The sequence below is a fragment of the Paenibacillus hamazuiensis genome (assembly GCF_023276405.1).
Classification (GTDB): domain Bacteria; phylum Bacillota; class Bacilli; order Paenibacillales; family NBRC-103111; genus Paenibacillus_AF; species Paenibacillus_AF hamazuiensis.
The window spans coordinates 4,870,208-4,889,677 of sequence record NZ_JALRMO010000001.1; the positions used below are offsets into that span (position 1 = coordinate 4,870,208).

The following is a 19,470-nucleotide window of genomic DNA, read 5'->3' on the forward strand; positions in this document are numbered from 1 at the left end:
CCATGAGCCAATTGGTTACAAATCAGGTGTCGGATACCTGTTTTTCGAAAGCCATTCTTGAACATGCGCGGTACCGTTCTGCAGCACTTGATAAAATTCGTATTCTTTTGCAGAAAGCGGGCTTACTTCATCGACGATATAGCTTAGCGCGCGCGGATCCGAACTTAACCCTATTTGGGCAGGTATTACATGGTAGTAACAATCGATCTGAACGTCAAGATTTTGACTTCCCCAAGGAATTTCAATATTTAACTTAAATGTCCCCGGCTGAATAACATCGTTTTTATAAAATTGATTATTTACATAAATGGAGCAAGGAAAAGGATCGTTCTGAATCACATGCCTTCCTTTCACAATCAACGTGTGAAGCGGTGTTTCCCGGGCGACCTCGATAGATATGTTAAAGTGGGTGGACACCCATAAATCATCGTATCTGTTCATGGCCGTGATTTTAGGGGCATTTCCGAATAACGGATACGGCTTCATTTGGTGCAAAATCCAAAGCGGTTCCTTATCCTGGTGAAATGTGACAAAAAAATGAATTAATTCATTTGAAATGGCACTGTAGTTTTTTAGACTCGCGCGAAATACCTCATGCAGTCCCGTAGTGCCGAAGCTTGTCATAGTTTTTCCTTCGGAATGCCATTTGGCGTGAGCCAAACATTCTTGAATATCGCCAATTGTATATTTTTTCGCAATTCTCATCCATAGATCGTAATCCATGCAAAAATAATAGCTCTCATCGACTCCACCGACATCGAGAAAGGTGCTTTTCCTGATGAAAGCGGCGGGCTGGCATATAATACACGCCTCAAACAATCGTCTTTTGCTGAAAGCCTCAACGGGATGAGCAACAATGATACGATCATGCTCATCGGTGTAATTTCCTCTGCCATAGACCATGCCCCACTCCGGATGGTCATGGAATGCTTGAACTGCTTTTCCGACCGACCATGGCATATAAGTATCGTCCGAATTCAGCCATCCGATAATCGAACCCTTTGCCATAGCCAGTCCTTTGTTAATGGCGTGTGCCTGTCCGCGGTCGGGTTCCGAAACAAAACGAAATCTTTCACCCAAATAACTGTAACTGTGCAATATCCCAAGCGTTTCATCGGAGGAGCCTCCGTCTATGATAATATGCTCAATATTCGGATACTCCTGGGCCAAGACGCTTTCTATCGTTTCACGGATATACTTCCCCTGATTAAATGAAGGTGTAATTATGCTGACTAAAGGATAGTCATGTGCGGTCATACAACAGCCTCCTCTCCTAAAGCTCTTCCCATTATATGTTTCAAACCTGGTAGGGTATGGACAAAACCACCTATTTTCATAAAAATAGGTAATCCAGAGTGTTGCTCCGATGACGTCATGAGCGCCAACTTGTATGTCCCCCCCCTTATAAAAAACCATTTTTCCATCAACAGGCAACTTGTTTATATCTTCGATGTCTCTGTCGCATATGCTGAAAAAAAGAAACTTAAAACTTTATTTTGAAGGAGAAATGATATGATGTGATTTCCCAAATCGAAAACGGCAACGATTTGCCACGAAGTCGGACTGCCGGAGCCGGCTTCGGGCTTTTTTCGGACAGCCATGTCCGCAAGGATTTGTTCTCGCTGTTGAATATTTATAAATCCTGCGGCATTTTTGGGAAAAGCCCAACAATTCGTGCTGGGAATCGACATCCCGAACCAGCACAAAACCTGTACGATCGAAATTGCTGCTCATCGCCGTATTGTACCTTCTGCAATGGGCATTAATAACGATCCGCGTCCCCTCAGTTTCATTCTTCAAGACATTGCTCCGTTAATGCCAAATGAAACAGAGTTTTGCCATGTTTATTGGCACATGCGTTCCGAGCTTACAAATTGGTTAATAGCTAATCACGATGATACCCCTGTCAAATAACATCTTTTGCTAGCCAAGCTATCCAAGGGAGGTTTCGTTAATGTTGCATATATCAAATAAAAGAGTGGTGGTAACGGGCGGTTCAGGCTTTTTGGGCAAACAGGTGGTCAAAAAATTGGAAGAAGCCGGGTGTACGTCGATTGTTGTTCCCAGAAGCAAACAATTCGATCTTCGCCGGGAGCAAGACATTATCCGCATGCTGGAAAGCAGCCGCCCCGATATGATCATTCATTTGGCCGCTGTTGTCGGGGGGATCGGCGCCAACCTGCTGAATCCCGGCAAGTTCCTGTACGATAATCTGATCATGGGCACACAGCTGATGGAACAATCCCGTTTGTTCGGCGTTGAAAAGTTCGTTGCGATCGGGACGATATGCTCTTATCCGAAATTTGCCCCGATTCCGTTCAATGAAGATGATTTATGGAATGGTTACCCCGAAGAAACCAATGCTCCCTACGGGCTTGCCAAAAAGATGATGCTCGTTCAGGCGGATGCTTACCGCAGGCAGTACGGCTTTAATGCCATCTATCTGCTTCCGGTCAACCTGTACGGTCCCGGGGACAATTTCGATCTGCAAACGTCACACGTCATTCCTGCACTCATCCGCAAATGCCTGGAGGCGAAGCGGCGAAACGATCCAAGCGTCACACTGTGGGGAACGGGGAAAGCAACCAGAGAGTTTCTGTACGTGGAGGATGCGGCGGAGGCGATCGTCCTCGCGACACAGCGTTACGACGATTCGGCCCCGGTCAACCTCGGATCCGGACAAGAAATTTCAATTCGCCGCCTTGCCGAAATGATTAAGGAGCTCACCGGTTATCCGGGTGAACTGGTTTGGGACACGTCCAAGCCGGACGGCCAACCGAGAAGAAGGTTAAACACCGAGCGGGCGAAAGCGTGGTTCGGATTTGAAGCGAAGACGAGTCTGAAGAGCGGATTAAGGCATACGATTGAGTGGTACCTGGAGCATATGGACAACGCTTAAGTAATGGAATGCCCTCTTTATCGCATGGTCGGACCGCGCGTGTGGAGGGGCCCGTAGGCATGGAAAGAAGCCGTCCCATTAAGCACATGGACGGCTTTTTGACGTCTAACCGCCAAAAAATCGCATGAATTCGCGGGAACCTGTATCCTGCAAATATAGTGTCATATATATAGAGGAACACAGGTTCGCTATTCTCATGTAAATGAGCACGGCCAAAAAAATAGAGGAACTGAGATGCGCTGATATGGCGGAAAACGGCGTGTATGTCGGGTAAACGGACAAATAGATCACCTGAGTTCCGGCGGAAGGTCATGATCGGCCGTCACCAAAGCTCTGCAGTACCGGCCGAGACGGCCAAAGCCCCCGCCTCGAGCGCTTCCCCGATCTCCCGGCGGTTGCCGACGAGCCCTCCCGCAATGATCGGCAGCGACGTCATGTCGGTCATCTCGCGGATGACCCGGGGCATGATGCCCGGCATGACCTCGATCGCATCGGGCCCGCTTTGTTCGGCCGCCTTAATGCCGCGGACGACCGCGCTGCGGTCGATCAGGAATATGCGCTGGATCGCCATGAGGCCGTTTTCCTTCGCCCCGCGGATCAAATTGCTCTTCGTCGAAATGATGCCCGTCGGACGGATGTTTTGCGCGATGTAGGCGACGCCGCTTCGGTCCGGAGCGATGCCTTCGATAAACTCCATATGAAGAAACACATGCTTGCCGGAGGCCTTCACCTGGTCGACCAAATCCTTCACGTTAAAAATCGACCCGGTGAGCAAAAAAATGACGTTGACCGGGCTTGCGATCGCCCGATCCATATCTTCGACTTTCTGCACAGCTGCAATGGTTTGGTGTTCTACAATGTCGACAATCGGATACATGCATCTCCCGCCCTTCTCTAAGGTGAGAACATTATACCATGACTTATCGGGGCGGATCATAAATTTACGACATCTTTGATGCTCGGAACGATATAATGCGGGCGGAAAGGCGCCTTTTCGGCCATTTCCTTCGTGCTGACACCCGTGAGCACCAGCACCGACTTCATGCCCGCTTCGTTCGCCATCCGGATGTCCGTCTCCAGTCTGTCGCCGACCATAAAGATGTTCTCGCAGCTCAGCCCCAGATGCGCAATCGCTTCCTCTGCGGCGATGAGGGACGGTTTGCCGACGACAAGGTCGATCGGCTTGCCGGTGGCGACCTCCAGCGCAGCGATAAAGGCGCCGGTATCGGGAAGCTGCCCGCCGTCGAGCGGGCACGTCGCATCCGGGTTGGAGGCGATGATGACGGAGCCGCGGATTGCCGCCTGATACAGACGGTTCAGCTTGTCGTAGGTGAAGCTGCGGTCCCACGACAAAACGACGTAGCGGACGCCTTCGCTGTTTTCCGTGATCGCGATGCCGTGCTGCCCCAGCTCTTCGCGAATCGGCTCCTCCCCGATCACAAACACCTTCTCGCCGGGGTGGATGCGCTTCAGCAAATACCTCGCGACGATTTGCGAGGAGTTCAGCACGTCGCTGAGCGTCGTTTTGATCCCCATTTTGTTCAGCTTGTCGACGTATGATTGGCGAGTCGCAATCGGCTTGTTCGATAAGAAGACGACCCGGTCTCCCCTTGCCCTGAGCGTTTCAATCGCCTCAGCGGCCCCTTCGATCATACGGTCTCCCAAGTAAACGGTACCATCCAAGTCAAAAATGTAACCTTTCACCATTTCTGCCTCACCCTCATGATTTTTCGCGCAAAACGCAAAAAACCTTATCCGTGTGTAAGCATACTCCTCCCGCTAAGGAAAAGCATGATTACGGATAAGGTTTTCTCCAAGGACTCGCGCCTAACCGTATGAAATATGGATTGTTAATAATATATGGCCGGGGCAAGCGTTTTGTCAACAATAAATTAACAATTGCAACTTCGAAGGAACAATAATATTGCAAAACTTACAGCGACGGGATGATAGTATATAATGTATGTATTGAAACACTTCGTTGAAGGGAGGCATCCCATTTGAAAATAAGCCAACTCTCCAAAGCAACCGGAGTAAGCGCCCGATCGATCCGCTATTATGAGAAGAAAAAGCTGATTGCCGCCAAACGGTTGGAAAACGATTACCGGGAATTCGACGAGACCGACATCAAACGAATCAAAACGATCCAGATTTATTTGGAGCTCGGGATGTCGACGAAAGAAATTCTCGAAATATTGAAATGCCATGATGACTACGATGCTTATGCCGACAAAGATGGGTTTTGTGTGGAAATGCTCGATGCTTACGAGGAAAAACGCGCAGAAATCGCCAAGCAAATCGAGGCGCTGTCTGCCGTGCAACAGCGGCTGGATGGACGCATTGAACAAATGAAAGTCCGGCAGGCGCTGCTGAGTAAGGCGAGCGACCCTATCGGGCAGGGTGCACCTTTATAAGCGGCGATACATTACGTAAAAGTCCGGTCCCTCTTGTGGGCCGGACTTTTACGTCAAGTTCGTTCATTGCAGAAGCCGCCGCCCGGGGTTTACCCTTGCTTTTTTCGAAGCACTTCGGTCAGACTGGCGAATCCGTCCGCGCCGTGGCCGGCGTCGATGGCGCGTTTTGCGATATTGCCCGCGGCACTCAGCACGCTGGTATCGATGCCGTGGGCGTGCGCGGTATCCACAATATGCTCCATACCCGCAGCCGCCGACAGGAGGTTGGAGCCGAGTCCCGGGTACTGCCCGTTATCGACTTGCTCGGCCAGTGCGGCCATAATATCCGGCAGAATGCCGCTAATGCCCTGCGCGAATGGAAGCAGTTCTTTCGCGCTTATATGCTCCGCTTTCGCCAAGGTGAGGGCATGAATATAACCGCTCATCGCCGTCCAGAAAATATCGAGAAGCGATACGTCGTATGCGGCGGCCCGGCCCGGGTCTTCCCCGAGGTGTACGGAAGTGCCGCCGATACTTGACAAAGTATGGCGATGTGCCTCATAAACAGCCTTTGATCCGCTGTACAGGACGACGGCCGAGTTTTGTCCGATTGTCGTCGTCGGAGTCATAATCGCCCCGTCGAGGTATTCGACCCCATGCCCTGCCGCCCATTCCGCCGTTTGGCGCGCACGAATCGGCGAGTCGGACGTGAGATTCACCAGTGTGCGTCCTTTCAGCGCCTCGCCAAGCGATCCGACGATCTCATGTACGGCGTCATAATCGCGGACATTAACGATCGTCAGCGGACTTGCCGCAACGGCTTCGGCAGCGGTGTCCGCCGGCATCGCTCCTTGTGCGGCAAGCACATCGGCTTTTCCGGCCGACCGGTTCCAGACGGTGGTCGGATGTCCGGCCTTAAGGAAAGCTCCCGCCAACGCCCGTCCCATCGGACCGAGGCCGAGCACGGTTACCGGTACACGGTTCGCGGTCCGGGTTTCCCTGTTACGGGTCATTTGCTCCATTTCACCGTTTGCAGTCATACGAATTTGCCTCCTCACCTAAAAACAATTTCAACTGAGCTAAACCGAAATCGGCTTGCGGATCAGCTCGGCCAACCTTGAAAGTCCGTCGGCGCCATAACCTTCCGCAACCCCGCGGTTGATCAAATCTCGAATCGGCATCATAAGCTCGGCGCTTATGCCCAGTTCCTGGCAGGTGCCGATGAAGTTTTCAAACCCCGCCTGATTGATGTAAAGGCTGGACACATTCGTTCGATGATCGCCTGCATCAACCGCCTGCGCCATCCGGGGCAAAGAGGCCGACATTGCATGGAGCCATGGAATCGCCAGCGAAGTGAAGGCTTCCGCCTGGATCTGCTGCGAGCGGACCATGGCAACCGCATGGAGGAAGCCGCCGAACATCCCGTACATCGCGCTAAGCAGCGCCAAATCATAGAGAGGCGCCAATCCGGGGTCATCACCAAGATACTTTGCAGCCCCCAGCAGTTCCAGCGTCGGCTGACATTCCTGGAAAGTCCTTAGCGAACCGCTGTACAGTACAAACGCTCCGGAGGTGCCAATCATCTGCGGAACTGCCATGATCCCGCCGTCCAAATATTCCGCGCGCCGCCCGGTCGCCCACGCGGCCGTTTGGCGGGCTTGCGCAGGTGTTCCGTTGGTCAGGTTTACAATTACCCGACCTTCCAGATGGTCGCCCGCCTCCTCGAGGATCGCATTTACGGCTTCGTAATCCAGCACGCAGATGACTACCAGCGGACTTGCCGCAACCGCTTCGGCCACCGTGCCCGCAGCGTCCGCTCCCAGCCTCGCAAGTGCATCGGCTTTACCGGCCGTACGATTCCAGACGGTTGTCGGGTGGCCTCCCTTCAAGAACGTTTGGGCTAAAGCGGATCCCATCATGCCTAAACCGATGACGGTCACCGGTTGCTTATTTTGATTGTCCTTCATTCGGGATACTCATCTCCTTTCTCCCTTATCTTAAAAGGTTGACACAGTGTCAAAGTCAACCCGTTTTTTTACGTTTCCATAAATGCAAACCCGGCCTGAGCATCCAGGCCGGGTTTGCGAGTTATATGCTGATCTTTTGCACCGCTATCCTCATCTCATGCGACATTCCGCTCAGCTGTCCGGCCGAGGCGGCAATTTGCCGGGCAGCCTGAAGCTGCTGATCCGCCAGTAGATGGATTTCGTGAGTGTCGCCGGATGAAACGCGGGCAATGGACGCGATTTCTTCCACGGAAGCCGCCACGGTCTGGGAGCTGGCGGAAATCTGTTCCGAGGAAGCCGATATTTCCTGAATTTGTTCCGTAACGTAGCGGAACAGCCGGACGACGCTGCCGAAGGTCTCCTCGACTTGCCCGGACAGCTCGACGCCTTCATTAATTTCCTTGGACCCTGCAGCCATCGTATGGCTGATTTCCCCGGAAACTTTTTGAATATTCGTAAGCAGCGACGCTATCTTTGAAGAGGAGGAAGAGGAAAGCTCGGCCAGCTTGCGCACTTCTCCCGCAACGACGGCGAAGCCGCTTCCATGTTCTCCCGCCCGTGCCGCTTCTATGGAAGCATTCAAGGCCAGCAGCTTCGTTTGTTCCGCAATATCCACGATAATGTTAAGAACCTCGCCGATTTGCCGGGAATACGTGCCTAATGCCTCGACCAGCTCTTGGGTATCGCCGGCAGACGATGCGATCGTTTCAATTTGCCGCCTCATTAATAAAATGACATCCTTGCCCGACTCCGCCGAATCGAGCGCCTCCCGGGAAGCTTCGGAGACATTCGCCGCCGCCTCCGACACCCGTCCTATGGATAAGGTGATCTCCTCCATGGAGCGCGCGCTTTCGACGGCGCTTTGCTGCTGGGTTTGCGCTCCTTCATCCACCTTTTGTGCGGTTGAACTTACCGTTTGATTCAATTGAACCAGCTCCTCGGACTGGCGCACAAACACATCCATCGACGCAGCCAGCTGCTCCGACGTTCCCAGCACGTTCGAGGAGACGGCCGCCATCAGGGCATTGAGATGATCCGACATCTTCTTCGTGCTTTGATAGGCCGATCCGATTTCATCGAGAGAACGGACCGCATGCATAGATAAGATTTCGTTGGCCTCGGCGAGCTTTCCGGCGGCTATGTTCTCGGTCGCCAGTACCAGATGCCGAAGAGGACGCAAGGCGACGGCGATAAACCACGCAATCAAAAACAACGCAAGCAGCGTAAGAACGGCGAGTCCCGCATAATACAAAACGTTGCTCCGCAAAATATCCCCCGAGATCCGGTCTATGACGGTTGCTTCCGTATCGATGCCGAGCACGCCGATCATCTTTCCCTGCGCATCCTTAACCGGTGCATAAGCGGATATGTAAGTGCCGTACTCGGGATTTTGAATGAGCGGCGAATGCGCCGCCTCTCCCTTCAACAGCTGGTCGATTGCCGCCGCAGGAATGTCCGTCACCTCATTGATCGGGGAAGCGGAATCGGAATCTTTCGGCTGCCCGTCGATCATCATCAACGGTTCCCGTTTTTCGTTGATTTTGACCACATACACATAAAGCGCCCCGATTTGTTTGCGATACCTATTTAGCTCTTCTCGAATCGCCCAGTAGTTATCATTTTCCCCGGGATTTTTCAAAAATTCGGCATAAGGCTGCACATTCATTTGCCCGGCATAACTTTTGGCCAGGTTGATGCCGTATTGTGCTATCGCACTTTCGCTGGCGGACTTGGCGCTGCGCAGCTGCAGCAGCATATTGCCCGCGTACAGCAGCACGATAACGATGCCCGCGACAAGAACAAGCTTGGCCGCCAAACTTTTTTGAAAAAAACGAATAAGATTATACACCCTGAAGTCCCCCTGCTGAATATGAATGTTCTAAGTTTCGGTATTTTTCACCAAATTCCTCCTTTTTTCTACAAAAATATATATAATTCCGCAGCAGCGCAAAAAGCGATGGATCGGTTCCATCGCCTCGTTTTTCTGTTGGACTTTATCTCAGGAGGGCGTTTGTTTTGGACAGAGCTATCATCCCATCTTAATGCTTATTTACGGCGTGCTACCATCATGATTTCAACATCGTCCAGCTCTAACGGCTTTCTGGAAAACTTACCCGCAACACAACCATATCCCGCCAACACCTCGAAACCCGATTCTTCAAACAAAAGCTTCAATTCACGAAAAGTAAAACCCGTCGTATATATTGCAACCTCTTTCATTTCACCCTCCGGGCTTTTTATCGTGCTCAAATTGAAACTTGTAGAGGAATAAGCATCGAAATTTTCAGGGTCGTTATTGTTTCTTGCCGCACTTAATGCATTTATCGCGGTCAAAACAAATGGCGCTCCCGGTTTCAAAGCATTTTGGACTCCCCTCAATACTTTCCGGTGATTATCCAAATTGCCGGCTAAACCGAATGCCCCTTCACAAAGGCAGATTGCACCGTCAAATTCCTCAGAAAATTTGAGCTCCCGGGCATCCATCGTATGAAACTCCGCACTTAATTTTTCGGCAGATGCCGCTTTAGCGGCGTACTTAACGAACTCCGGGGAAATGTCTATTCCTACCGAAGTGAAGCCGCGGCGTGCCAGTTCCAAACTGTGGCGCCCCGGGCCACACCCGATGTCCAAAATACGACTGTCGGGAGGGAGGTCCAGCAGCTCTACAAGGAAATCAACCTCCTGGACCGTTCCTTTAGTAAAGCCATAATTGAAATAGTTTTCCCGGATAAAATCGCCGACTTCTTTGTAAAACTCGCCGTCAAATTCGAAATCGATAAAATTTTTATTATTTATACGCAACCTATTTCCCTCCATGTCCCATTTCCCGCAGCGAAACGGTCAGCCGGTAAGTTCCGCGAAGCGACTTATAGCCGAGCCGCCGGTTGATGGACAGGATCGGCGCATTCATTGAGTCGTTATCGGTCCGGATATAGGCAGCCTTCCGTGCGACAGCCAGCTCGATCGCTTTGATTTTAAGCGCTAACCCGATGCTGCGGCGGCGATAGTCGCGGCTGACTCCCGTATATTCGTGATACATGCCGTTTGTCTGCGCATTATGGAGCACGTTGGTTACGCCCACATACCGGTCACCGGCGGCAGCAATAAGCACCTGCTCGGGCGAATAACCGTTCGCCATAAGGTACCACTTGCGCCATTCGTTGATTTCCGGAACCTCGCCGGTGAAACCCGGAATGTCAACCAGGGTTTCCTTGTAAAGCTCGTACAGCCGGGACTCTCCCTCATCCGTACCTTCCTCGGCGAGTGTCGTGAACCGGAACCCCTCCCGTACCAGAAGCTCGGGAATATTCGTGCCGTAGACGGCTGCGATATCAAGTCCCTCGAGCGGAAGCACCGATTGAAACGATTGACGCTCGATAACAAAGCCTCGATTGCGGGCAAAATCCAGCGATGCGGCATCATCGTCCCATACTTCGGTTACGATCCTACTTGCGCCAAGCGTATGGGCCCACTTTAAAGCTTGATGAAACAGCAACCCGCCGACGCCTCGATGGCGAAACGTCCGATCGACGACCAACGTATGATTCAGATTTCCCGGCTCGGTCCAGGGCGCTCGCCATATCCACAGGTAGCCGACAATTTCGTCGTACTCCGTGACAGCAACCTGCCTAAGCCGATCGTAACCGCCCAGAAGCCCATTCTCATCCGTAAACGTATGCCCAACTGTATATAGTTTGCCGTCTTCTTCCTCAAGCCTTCCGGCATTTGTAGGCTCGGACCAATAAGTATTCGCCAATTTCGCTATCGCTTCGTAATCGTCCGGCAAACGAAGAGCCCTTACGGTAATCGACATTCCAATCCCTCCCTAAATTTACGTTCCGTTACTAGGTTGACATAAAGAGAAAGGAATAAAAAGGTAAAATTCGGCTATATTGGAGGTGTGCATAGCATAACGAGGCCCGATTGATCCAACGGCGGCCTCATGATGTTTCTATTTAAACTAATTTTTTCGTCAAAATGATTTCCAACGGTTCTTTTTCAATCAATAAACAACCCGCATCCTGATATCCTAATTTTCTGTAGAAGTGCTGTGCTTTTTCGTTAGCCAGTGTGGAGGTCATGACTAGTGTTAAACCCTTTTTTTGCATTTCACCTTCCCAGTACAAGACAACTTGCTTACCTATGCCTTTTCCCCGATATGGTTCGTCCACCCAGATCATATTCATAAAAGGAACGTTATCCCAGAAATATCCATACCTCATCCATCCGATATTCATATCTTCTTCGTTACGAATGATGTATATTTCCTTTTCTCTTATTTTCGGCAGGATTAAACTATGCAAAATATGATGATCACGGTCTCTTATGTATTCATAGTCAGATTCGGCTGCAGTCCTAATTTTCATCATGCTCCCCCCTATCATCCCGCAACAATCAAGTTAAGCAATCGCAATAACGAAAAACAAGCGATGGATCGGTTCCATCGCCTCGCTATCGTACTCCGCTCAAATTATCCTTCCGTTGTCACCAGCTCTTGATGACGAGAAATAACAATATCTATAATGCGTCTATATATTTCAGAAGAATATTCAGGATTCAAACCATTTTGTTCGGAAAGCTGAATGATTCTCTGAAACTGTTGAAATTCACGGTCAGCATCTTGGGCATTTAGATGATTTTTCGCTTTATATATTCCGACTTCTTCTGTATATTTAAATCTCTCAGCTAATAAGACGATTATTTTTTGATCTATTTCGTCAATATTTTTCCTCAATTCATCTAGCTTTGTCATCAAATGCACCTCTTTTAATAATTTTGTGCTTAAACGCTTTTAAGCTATAAAGTAATGCTATTTGTTAAAACATTACCATACCCTCCGTAGGCTGTAAATCGATTCATTTTTCCGAAAAAAAACGTACCGGACCTTCCATATCAGAAACATATTTCCAGATCCCTTCGTCTGAAGGATGTAACAGTATACGATACCTGGAGGGAAGAGAATATGGGGGGCTTGTTCTTTACAGGAAAAAACCTGCGCTGGCTGATGCTTGTTCTGGCGGCTTTCGCACTCGCCTCGGGGTGCAGCGCCGGCAGAGAGCAGAGCAGCACGGCCGATTCGAACGCGGGGGCGAAGGCGACGAGCAGAGCCGAGGCACCGGCCGGCAGCTCGTCCGAAGCGAGGAAAGATTCGGCATCGTCGCCGCCCAAGGGCGACAAGGCGCCCGGCGGGGCGTCAGGCGGCTACAGGCAAAATCAGATCCAGTCCGGGCAGTTGACCGCGGGAGAATGGAGCGACCTGAGGCATTGGGATTGGTGGCTCAATCTGATGAACAACCGTGAATGGGCGCAGTATCAGGAGAAATGGGACATGAGAACGTATCAGCGGGTTACCGTGGAAGTGAAAACGGACAACGGACCGGCAGTCGATGCACAGGTGACGCTGTTCGGGGGCAGCGGGCAGCAGGAATGGAGCGCACGGACAAATAACAAGGGCGAAGCGTTTCTGTTCGTTAATGTCGCGAAAAAACAGGAAGACTCGCCTTACAGCCTGAAAATCGCTTATGGGCAGCAGACCAAAACGGTCGAGCAGGTTGCCGTAAACGGCGGGCTTCCGCTAGTCGTGAACGTGCCCGGCGATGGGAAACAGCCGGATGCGATCGACCTGATGTTCGTCGTCGATACGACCGGTTCGATGGCGGATGAGTTGAATTTTTTGGCCGCGGAGCTGAAAGACGTCGTCGCCCGAGTGAAGTCGGAGAACGATAACCGGCTCTCAGTCCGTTTGAGCAGCAATTTTTACCGTGACCGCGGCGACGAATACGTCGTTCGGCCGTTTCCGTTCACGGCCGACGTCGATGAGGTCGTCAAACAAATCGGCAGACAAAAGGCGCAGGGAGGCGGCGACTACGAGGAAGCTGTGGAAGAAGCGCTGCAGGACGCCATCGACAAACACAATTGGAGCGGATCGGCGCGTGCGAGGCTGTTGTTCCTTGTGCTGGATGCACCGCCGCATCCGAACCCGGATGTGATCGGGAAGCTGCAGAAGGTGACGGCCTCCGCAGCCGAGAAAGGGATCCGCATCATCCCTGTCGCATCCAGCGGCGTCGACAAAAACACCGAGATGCTGCTGCGGACGATTGATATTTTGACCGGAGGCACCTATATATTCTTGACCGACCACAGCGGAATCGGCGATAAGCATATCGAGCCGACGATCGGCGATTACCAGGTGGAGCTGCTGAACCGGCTGCTGGTCAAGACTATTAATTCGTATATTCAATAGCCGCTGGTTCGGGTAAAACGGGCAGACCGCTGCGGCGGTCTGCGTTTTTATGATCCAGCCGAGAACACTTGTGACTTTAGTCATGAGATGAATCGGCTTCGGATGTGATGTACCCCAATTTTGGTGCGTTTTACATCCAACACATGTTACGATGTAATATAAGAAAAAGACAAATAAGTATTAGGATATCTTCACAAAATCTATTGACATATGTTATCCTCGAGTTAAGAGGTGGACAATGATGTCAGAAGTTAAACATGGACGAGGGTACGTCTACTCTATTCAATACCACATCGTATGGTGTGTGAAGTACAAGGCATAAGGTATTGTCTGACCATGTAGATAAACGGCTCAAGGAAATATTACATAAAATTGCTTCGGACAATGGGATTACCACTACCGAGATCGAAAGCGATCTTGACCATATTCATCTTTTGGTGGACTGTACTCCACAACATTCTATTCCGAGCGTAATCAAGGCTCTTAAAGGTGTTTCAGCAAATCTTCTATTCAAAGTGTTTCCACAATTAAAGAAGAAGCTTTGGGGAGGGAACATGTGGAATCCCTCTTATTTTGTAGCAACCGTAAGCGAACACACCGAAGCGCAAATTCGACAGTATATTCAAAATCAGAAAGGTGGTGAAAACCATACAAATCCATAAAGCTTACAAAAACAAACAAGGAAGTGGGAATCGATGTTGGATTAAAAGACTTTGCGACCCTTTCTACTGGTGAAGTGTTTGCGAATCCGAAATTCCTTCGCAAGATGGAGCATCGATTAGCTCGTGAACAACGCAAGCTTTCCAGATGTAAAAAAGGTTCATCCAACTGGAACAAACAACGGGTCAAGGTTGCTTGTATCCATGAAGGGATTGCGGCTGCTCGTACCGATTACTTGCACAAAATTTCAACGCACATCGTCAAAAACCACGACATGATAGCGATGGAAGATTTGCAAGTTTCGAATATGATGCAGAACCATAAGTTAGCAAAAGCGATTAGCGAAGTGTCTTGGTATCAATTCAGAACGATGTTAGAGTACAAGGCGAAATGGTATGGAAAAAAATTAGTAGTCGTTGGAAAAACATTCGCCTCTTCTCAGTTGTGCTCTAGTTGCGGATACCAAAACAAAGAGGTTAAAAATCTGAATCTTCGTGACTGGACGTGCCCTTCGTGCCATGAACATCATCAAAGGGATATAAACGCAAGTCGAAACATTCTTGCCGAAGGCAAAAGACTATTATCAGCGTAAATCGTTACGCCAACCGTAGGAACTACGGGGGTAGCCTGCTTGACTTCGCTCGTTGGAGCGTTTAGCGCAGGAATCTCGCGACTTTAGTCGTGAGAGGTTCAAACTGTTAACCGTTCAATTAACTTAACCGGTATCTCTTTTTGATAGAAATTACCGTTAATGGCTTGAAGGAACAAACTTCTTCCGATGTCCACCAAAGGAATTTCGAAAGTGGTAATATTCAAAATTTTAGCTATCGGTTGGTTATCGAAACTGACGATGGCAAGTTTGGACGGCACCCCGATCTTTCGTTCGTTGCAGCAGGCCAGAATTCCGGCGGCAACCTGGTCGCTCGTAACGAGAAGCGCGGTCGGGGGATTTTGCATCGTCGTCAATCGCTGCACGATCCACTCGCCATCCTCAAAATGAACGGCGTCATAAAATATGCAGCTCGGATCGAATGGCTCGCCCGCATTTTTCAAAAAATCTCTGTAAGCCGCTTCCCTTTGCTTACTGCTTGTGCCAGACTTTCTGGCCAGGCAGTAACCGATTTTACGATGGCCCTTTCCGCTCAAATAAGCCAACGCTTCCATAAAACTTTTGTAGTGGTCGATAAAAATCGACGATACGTTTGTGCCTCTCGCATCTTCAAATACAATAACCGGGCCGTAAGCTCCGTACTCCTCTACGATTTCCCAATCGCTGATTTTGGAACAAATAATCAGGGCATCGATTTGTTTGAGCTTTAACATCATCAAAGCTTCCAGCTCGCGGCTTTCTTCGTAGTTGGTTTGAATCAAAACCAACCTGTAATTGCCTTTCAATGCTTCGTCAGCTATGCCCTCCACGACAAGACCGAAATAGGGCCTCTTTATGGAGGGAACTACGACGCCGATCAGATTGGTTTTTCCTTTGATTAAATGAACGGCGTTGATATTCCGCACATAATTCGTCTGCTCCATGGCGCGTAAAACGGCTTCTTTTTTTTCATCGCTTACGTAAGGGTGACGATTAATTACTCTCGATACCGTCGTAACCGACACTCCGGCTAATTTCGCGATATCTTTAATATTCGCCATGATCCTCTCTTCCTTTCAAACCACATAAAAATTGTCTCTAGTATAGCAGTTAAAGTGCTTGACATGAAATGCATTCCATACATTAGATTTATTTTGCAAGCTTGCAAATCAACGTTTTGGCCGCGCGTGCAATATGGAAAGGAATCGAAAGAGGATGAACAAAACGAAATGTATCATTTTTGATCTGGACGGTACGATTGGAAATACATTGCCGCTGTGTATCGCTGCATTTAAGAAGGCGATCGAACCGCTGGCCGGCAGGGTGCTGAGCGATAAGGAAATTATCGCTACCTTCGGCCCTTCCGAAGAAGGAACTGTTCGAGCTTTGATTCCGGCTCAATACGAGCGGGGAATTGAGGATTATTTAAGGCATTACCGCGATATGCATGCGATGTGCTCCGCTCCGTTCGAGGGTATGACAGAGGTGCTTGACTATGCGAAGGATAGGAACGTACGGTTGGCTTTAGTTACCGGAAAGGGCTGGCGGAGCACAGAAATGACGTTAGACATATTTGACATTCGCTCCTATTTTGACGTGATTGAAACCGGATCTCCGCTAGGGCCGAGAAAAGTGCAGGGGATTCGAAGCGTGTTGAGTCAGCTCGGAATTACACCTGAGGAAAGCTTGTATGTAGGAGATGCCCCAAGCGATATCGAAGCGTCGAGAGAAGCCGGGGTTCCAGTTGTATCCGCCGCATGGGCGGAAACCGCCGATCCGGAACTGCTGCGCTCTTTTCAACCCGACAGACTGTTTTTGACAATAGAAGATTTTAAACAATACATGGAGCAAGCTGTTCAATAGACGATGGCGGGTCATGGAACGAATCTCCAATGATCCCAAACTAATAAAACGCGGGATTGGTGGCTGCGGCAGGTTGGCCGGGAGGCAGTCTGCTGTGGCCCTTTTATGATTTTTCATACAGATCGGTCTGTCGTTTGGCGGATCAGCATGCAGTTCTCTCCCGCTTCATTCCGTTTCTCGTGCGTTATGACCGCGCTCCAAGTCAAGACGGAAGTTGCAGCTACCGTGTTAGAAAAAAAGGCGCCCGCCCCTCGGAAGGGACTGGACGCCTTTCTTCATTTGCGCTTGCTGCGCGTTCACTTGCTCACGTTGATGGCCGATACGCGCAGTCCCGCGAATGGTACCGGTTTGCCGTCCGGGCTGCCGATCCGTACCGTCATGCTTTCCCCCGGCAGCAAATCGAAGAAGTTGTCGCTGAAGCGCACATTGCCCTTCGGCAGGTCGAGCTTGACCATACGCGCCACCGCTTCGCTTGCCGTCACCGTGACCGTCTGCGCAGCTTCATCCGCTTCCACCTGCAGCTTGGCGGCAGGCATCGGCAGATCCTTCTGATCGCGCAGGAAATATTGATTCATCGGCGCGTCCCAGCCTTCGGCGGTCAAGCGGACCAGCACCTCCTCCGGCTTGCGGCCGCCCAGGATGTCCCGCTCGCGCAGCTCGCCTACGTTCACGGCCGCATTGGCCGGCACATCCACGGCGGACGAGGTCGCGAACACCTCGGCTCCGAAAAGGTCATACACGCTTAACCGGACTTGCCCCCGGTACGACTCGAGCTTGTCGTTCACAACCCAGATGGAAACCGTTTCTCCCGGTGTGATGTCCAGAGAAAGCAGCATCGGGTGATAAAACTTCTTCGCGTAGAAGAACGACGCTTTCGGCAGCAGCTCATAGTCGATCATCGACCAGCTCGTGCCCGGCCAGCTGTCGTTCAACTGCCAGATGAGCGAGCCGCTCGTTCTTTTTTTGTTGCGGCGGTAATGCTCGATGCCGAATTTGAGTCCTTCCGCTTGCGTCAGCATCGAGAAATTCACGTATTCCTCGATATCGCGCGGAATGCCGGTGTAATCCTCCATCAGCAGGATGCCTTTCTGATGGTTCGTATCTTTGTTGCGGTAAGCCATTTCGACGCTGCCCCAGTAAAACTCGCCGGCCGGAATATTTTTCTCCAGCGTATAGCGGTTCGCCGATGCATGCATGCCGAATTCGCTGCTGAACAAAGTGAAGTCTTTCTTGTAGTTTTTAAAAGTGACGCCCTTCATGCTGTAGTCGAGCAGCGGAGCTTCGCCGAACTTCCGCGGATAGACGGAACCGTGCCAAACCTGCCAGTTGTGGCGGTCACCCACATCCGGGTCGTTGGCGTCGTTGCCGCCGTACGGCGAGGACGGCCAATATGCGCGGCTGTCGTCGAGCTCCTCCAGCACCTCCGGAATAAGCTCGTGATAGATGCCTTCCCCGTAAAACGGGCAGGTGATGTCGCCGCCGGACGTTTTCATGTCGTACAGCCAATCGATCTCGTTATTGCCGCACCACAGCGCAAGCGATGCATGATTGCGCAGACGTTTGACATTGTATTCGACTTCCCTGCGCACATTGTCCATGAAATTGCGGTTGAAGTCCGGGAACAGCGCATTGGCGAACGCAAAATCCTGCCAAACGAGCACGCCCTGCTTGTCGCATTCGTCGTAAAACACATCTTTTTCATAAATGCCTCCGGCCCACACTCGCAGCATGTTCATGCTGCCGTCAACAGAAAGCGAGATCAGATCGCGGTAACGCTGGTCCGACGCGGCTCCGATCATGTTGTCCACGGGAATCCAGTTGGCGCCTTTGGCGAACAGCTTCACCCCGTTAAGCAAAAACGCGAAAGCATTGTTCCCCTGCTCGTCCTTCAACTGCAGCTCAATCGTGCGGATGCCGAAGGCATGCACATAGCTGTCAACTTCTTCCCCTTCCGCAAAAAGCACGACCTCCAACCGGTAAAGGTAAGGCTCGCCCAGATCGTGAGTCCACCACAGCTTCGGATCGGCCACTTTTAACGTAAAGCTGCCGGTTCTGCCCGTCATAGCGCCGCGTTCGACAGCCGCGGTCTCCCCGCTTGCCGATACAAGGCGCACCTCGCACTCCCGCTTGTACTCCTTGCGGAACGCGGCCGCATCCACGTCGACCTGAACTACCGCTTCTTTTTCGCCGATCGAGACGGTTCTCGCAAACACGTGGTTCAGCTTCGCCAGGCGCTTCCGTTCGATGCGCACCTTGCCCCAAATGCCGACGGTTACGAGCCGCGGACCCCAGTCCCAGCCGAAGTTCATCGCCGCTTTACGGATCCAGGGGCGCTCCTTCGTATAGGAAGACCATTGGAACTGCTCCTTGTCGCGGTTGTGCAGGTGCAGCGGGTCGAACTTGACGGCGATCGTGTTTTTGCCGCGGCGCAGCACCTTGGTGACGTCAAAGGAATGGCCCATCAGCGCATTGTCCGTCGTGCCGATTTCGAGCCCGTTTACATAAATCGTCGCAAACGTATCCAGCCCTTCGAATATGAGCTCGTGCTTCTCTCCACTGCCGGCTTCCAGGTCGTAATCGAACTGAACGCGGTACCACCATTCCTTTTGCTCGATCCAACGGCATTTGATGTCATTGTGTCCGAAATACGGATTTTCGATAATATTACGTTCGATGAGCGCGGAATGTACATCGCCCGGAACGCGGGCGGTCATCCAGAAGCGGTCGTCCAGCCCTGGAGCCGCCACTTCCAGCGGTTTTGCCTGCCCGACGTCGAAATGCTGCAATCTCCATAAGCCTGTCAGTTCCATCCGTAT

Annotated in this window: 16 protein-coding genes and 2 pseudogenes; 6 read left to right on the forward strand and 12 right to left on the reverse strand. The window is 51.0% G+C overall.

Annotated features, from left to right (window positions below; all coding sequences use genetic code 11):
• Positions 1-15: 15 nt before the first annotated feature.
• Positions 16-1,257: a glycosyltransferase family 2 protein gene (locus MYS68_RS20950; protein ID WP_248927713.1), complete on the reverse strand. Its 1,242-nt coding sequence runs from the start codon at positions 1,255-1,257 to the stop codon at positions 16-18.
• A 697-nt stretch (positions 1,258-1,954) separates the two neighbouring features.
• Here MYS68_RS20950 and MYS68_RS20955 point away from each other — a divergent pair.
• Positions 1,955-2,899, forward strand: a complete 945-nt coding sequence (locus tag MYS68_RS20955; protein WP_248927714.1) for a GDP-L-fucose synthase family protein — start codon at positions 1,955-1,957, stop codon at positions 2,897-2,899.
• 322 nt (positions 2,900-3,221) lie between these two features.
• Here MYS68_RS20955 and MYS68_RS20960 read toward each other — a convergent pair whose 3' ends face one another.
• Both MYS68_RS20960 and MYS68_RS20965 read right to left on the reverse strand, forming a co-directional pair.
• The gene (locus MYS68_RS20960) at positions 3,222-3,776 is read right to left on the reverse strand and encodes a glycerol-3-phosphate responsive antiterminator (RefSeq protein WP_248927715.1); all 555 of its coding nucleotides are present in this window, start codon (positions 3,774-3,776) and stop codon (positions 3,222-3,224) included.
• Between the two features lie 56 nt (positions 3,777-3,832).
• Positions 3,833-4,606: an HAD-IIA family hydrolase gene (locus MYS68_RS20965; protein WP_248927716.1), complete on the reverse strand. Its 774-nt coding sequence runs from the start codon at positions 4,604-4,606 to the stop codon at positions 3,833-3,835.
• Between the two features lie 293 nt (positions 4,607-4,899).
• Between MYS68_RS20965 and MYS68_RS20970 the strand changes: the two genes are divergently transcribed.
• The gene (locus MYS68_RS20970; protein ID WP_248927717.1) at positions 4,900-5,313 is read left to right on the forward strand and encodes a MerR family transcriptional regulator; all 414 of its coding nucleotides are present in this window, start codon (positions 4,900-4,902) and stop codon (positions 5,311-5,313) included.
• An 89-nt stretch (positions 5,314-5,402) separates the two neighbouring features.
• Here MYS68_RS20970 and MYS68_RS20975 read toward each other — a convergent pair whose 3' ends face one another.
• The 7 genes from MYS68_RS20975 to MYS68_RS21005 form a co-directional block, all read right to left on the reverse strand.
• On the reverse strand, positions 5,403-6,332 hold the full coding sequence (locus tag MYS68_RS20975; protein ID WP_248927718.1) for an NAD(P)-dependent oxidoreductase: 930 nt from the start codon (positions 6,330-6,332) through the stop codon (positions 5,403-5,405).
• A gap of 39 nt (positions 6,333-6,371) precedes the next feature.
• Complete coding sequence (locus MYS68_RS20980; protein WP_248927719.1) at positions 6,372-7,259, reverse strand: NAD(P)-dependent oxidoreductase; 888 nt, start codon at positions 7,257-7,259, stop codon at positions 6,372-6,374.
• Between the two features lie 121 nt (positions 7,260-7,380).
• On the reverse strand, positions 7,381-9,147 hold the full coding sequence (locus MYS68_RS38885; protein ID WP_248927720.1) for a methyl-accepting chemotaxis protein: 1,767 nt from the start codon (positions 9,145-9,147) through the stop codon (positions 7,381-7,383).
• A 197-nt stretch (positions 9,148-9,344) separates the two neighbouring features.
• Positions 9,345-10,100: an SAM-dependent methyltransferase gene (locus tag MYS68_RS20990; protein WP_248927721.1), complete on the reverse strand. Its 756-nt coding sequence runs from the start codon at positions 10,098-10,100 to the stop codon at positions 9,345-9,347.
• 1 nt (position 10,101) lies between these two features.
• Positions 10,102-11,112, reverse strand: coding sequence for a GNAT family N-acetyltransferase (locus tag MYS68_RS20995; protein WP_248927722.1), 1,011 nt, complete (start codon positions 11,110-11,112; stop codon positions 10,102-10,104).
• A gap of 142 nt (positions 11,113-11,254) precedes the next feature.
• Entirely contained in the window at positions 11,255-11,665 is a 411-nt protein-coding gene (locus tag MYS68_RS21000; RefSeq protein ID WP_248930972.1) for a GNAT family N-acetyltransferase, read from the reverse strand.
• Positions 11,666-11,769: 104 nt separating this feature from the next.
• Positions 11,770-12,051, reverse strand: coding sequence for a chorismate mutase (locus MYS68_RS21005; protein ID WP_248927723.1), 282 nt, complete (start codon positions 12,049-12,051; stop codon positions 11,770-11,772).
• A 210-nt stretch (positions 12,052-12,261) separates the two neighbouring features.
• Between MYS68_RS21005 and MYS68_RS21010 the strand changes: the two genes are divergently transcribed.
• The 3 genes and pseudogenes from MYS68_RS21010 to MYS68_RS21020 form a co-directional block, all read left to right on the forward strand.
• Positions 12,262-13,542 (forward strand): VWA domain-containing protein, encoded by a 1,281-nt coding sequence (locus MYS68_RS21010; protein WP_248927724.1) that lies wholly within the window; start codon positions 12,262-12,264, stop codon positions 13,540-13,542.
• A 241-nt stretch (positions 13,543-13,783) separates the two neighbouring features.
• Positions 13,784-14,204, forward strand: a pseudogene (gene tnpA, locus MYS68_RS21015) (IS200/IS605 family transposase).
• Positions 14,204-14,794: pseudogene (locus MYS68_RS21020) on the forward strand (RNA-guided endonuclease TnpB family protein); the annotation flags it as partial. The pseudogenes tnpA and MYS68_RS21020, both read left to right, overlap by 1 nt.
• Positions 14,795-14,892: 98 nt before the next feature.
• On the opposite strand, the gene MYS68_RS21025 reads toward MYS68_RS21020, so the two are convergent.
• A complete protein-coding gene (locus MYS68_RS21025) occupies positions 14,893-15,852 on the reverse strand; it encodes a LacI family DNA-binding transcriptional regulator (RefSeq protein WP_248927725.1) in 960 nt (319 codons plus the stop codon).
• 154 nt (positions 15,853-16,006) lie between these two features.
• On the opposite strand from MYS68_RS21025, the gene MYS68_RS21030 reads away from it, so the two are divergent.
• A complete protein-coding gene (locus MYS68_RS21030) occupies positions 16,007-16,654 on the forward strand; it encodes an HAD family hydrolase (protein ID WP_248927726.1) in 648 nt (215 codons plus the stop codon).
• Between the two features lie 296 nt (positions 16,655-16,950).
• Here MYS68_RS21030 and MYS68_RS21035 read toward each other — a convergent pair whose 3' ends face one another.
• Positions 16,951-19,464 (reverse strand): beta-mannosidase, encoded by a 2,514-nt coding sequence (locus MYS68_RS21035; protein WP_248927727.1) that lies wholly within the window; start codon positions 19,462-19,464, stop codon positions 16,951-16,953.
• Positions 19,465-19,470 lie beyond the last annotated feature (6 nt).

Coding starts and splice junctions, on each gene's coding strand:
- MYS68_RS20980 (WP_248927719.1), bottom strand. CDS start 7,259: ATGAAGGACAATCAAAATAAGCAACCGGTGACCGTCATCGGTTTAGGC.
- MYS68_RS20995 (WP_248927722.1), bottom strand. CDS start 11,112: ATGTCGATTACCGTAAGGGCTCTTCGTTTGCCGGACGATTACGAAGCG.
- MYS68_RS20965 (WP_248927716.1), bottom strand. CDS start 4,606: ATGGTGAAAGGTTACATTTTTGACTTGGATGGTACCGTTTACTTGGGA.
- MYS68_RS21005 (WP_248927723.1), bottom strand. CDS start 12,051: ATGACAAAGCTAGATGAATTGAGGAAAAATATTGACGAAATAGATCAA.
- MYS68_RS21025 (WP_248927725.1), bottom strand. CDS start 15,852: ATGGCGAATATTAAAGATATCGCGAAATTAGCCGGAGTGTCGGTTACG.
- MYS68_RS20975 (WP_248927718.1), bottom strand. CDS start 6,332: ATGACTGCAAACGGTGAAATGGAGCAAATGACCCGTAACAGGGAAACC.
- MYS68_RS21035 (WP_248927727.1), bottom strand. CDS start 19,464: ATGGAACTGACAGGCTTATGGAGATTGCAGCATTTCGACGTCGGGCAG.
- MYS68_RS21030 (WP_248927726.1), top strand. CDS start 16,007: ATGAACAAAACGAAATGTATCATTTTTGATCTGGACGGTACGATTGGA.
- MYS68_RS20955 (WP_248927714.1), top strand. CDS start 1,955: ATGTTGCATATATCAAATAAAAGAGTGGTGGTAACGGGCGGTTCAGGC.
- MYS68_RS20950 (WP_248927713.1), bottom strand. CDS start 1,257: ATGACCGCACATGACTATCCTTTAGTCAGCATAATTACACCTTCATTT.
- MYS68_RS21000 (WP_248930972.1), bottom strand. CDS start 11,665: ATGAAAATTAGGACTGCAGCCGAATCTGACTATGAATACATAAGAGAC.
- MYS68_RS20960 (WP_248927715.1), bottom strand. CDS start 3,776: ATGTATCCGATTGTCGACATTGTAGAACACCAAACCATTGCAGCTGTG.
- MYS68_RS21010 (WP_248927724.1), top strand. CDS start 12,262: ATGGGGGGCTTGTTCTTTACAGGAAAAAACCTGCGCTGGCTGATGCTT.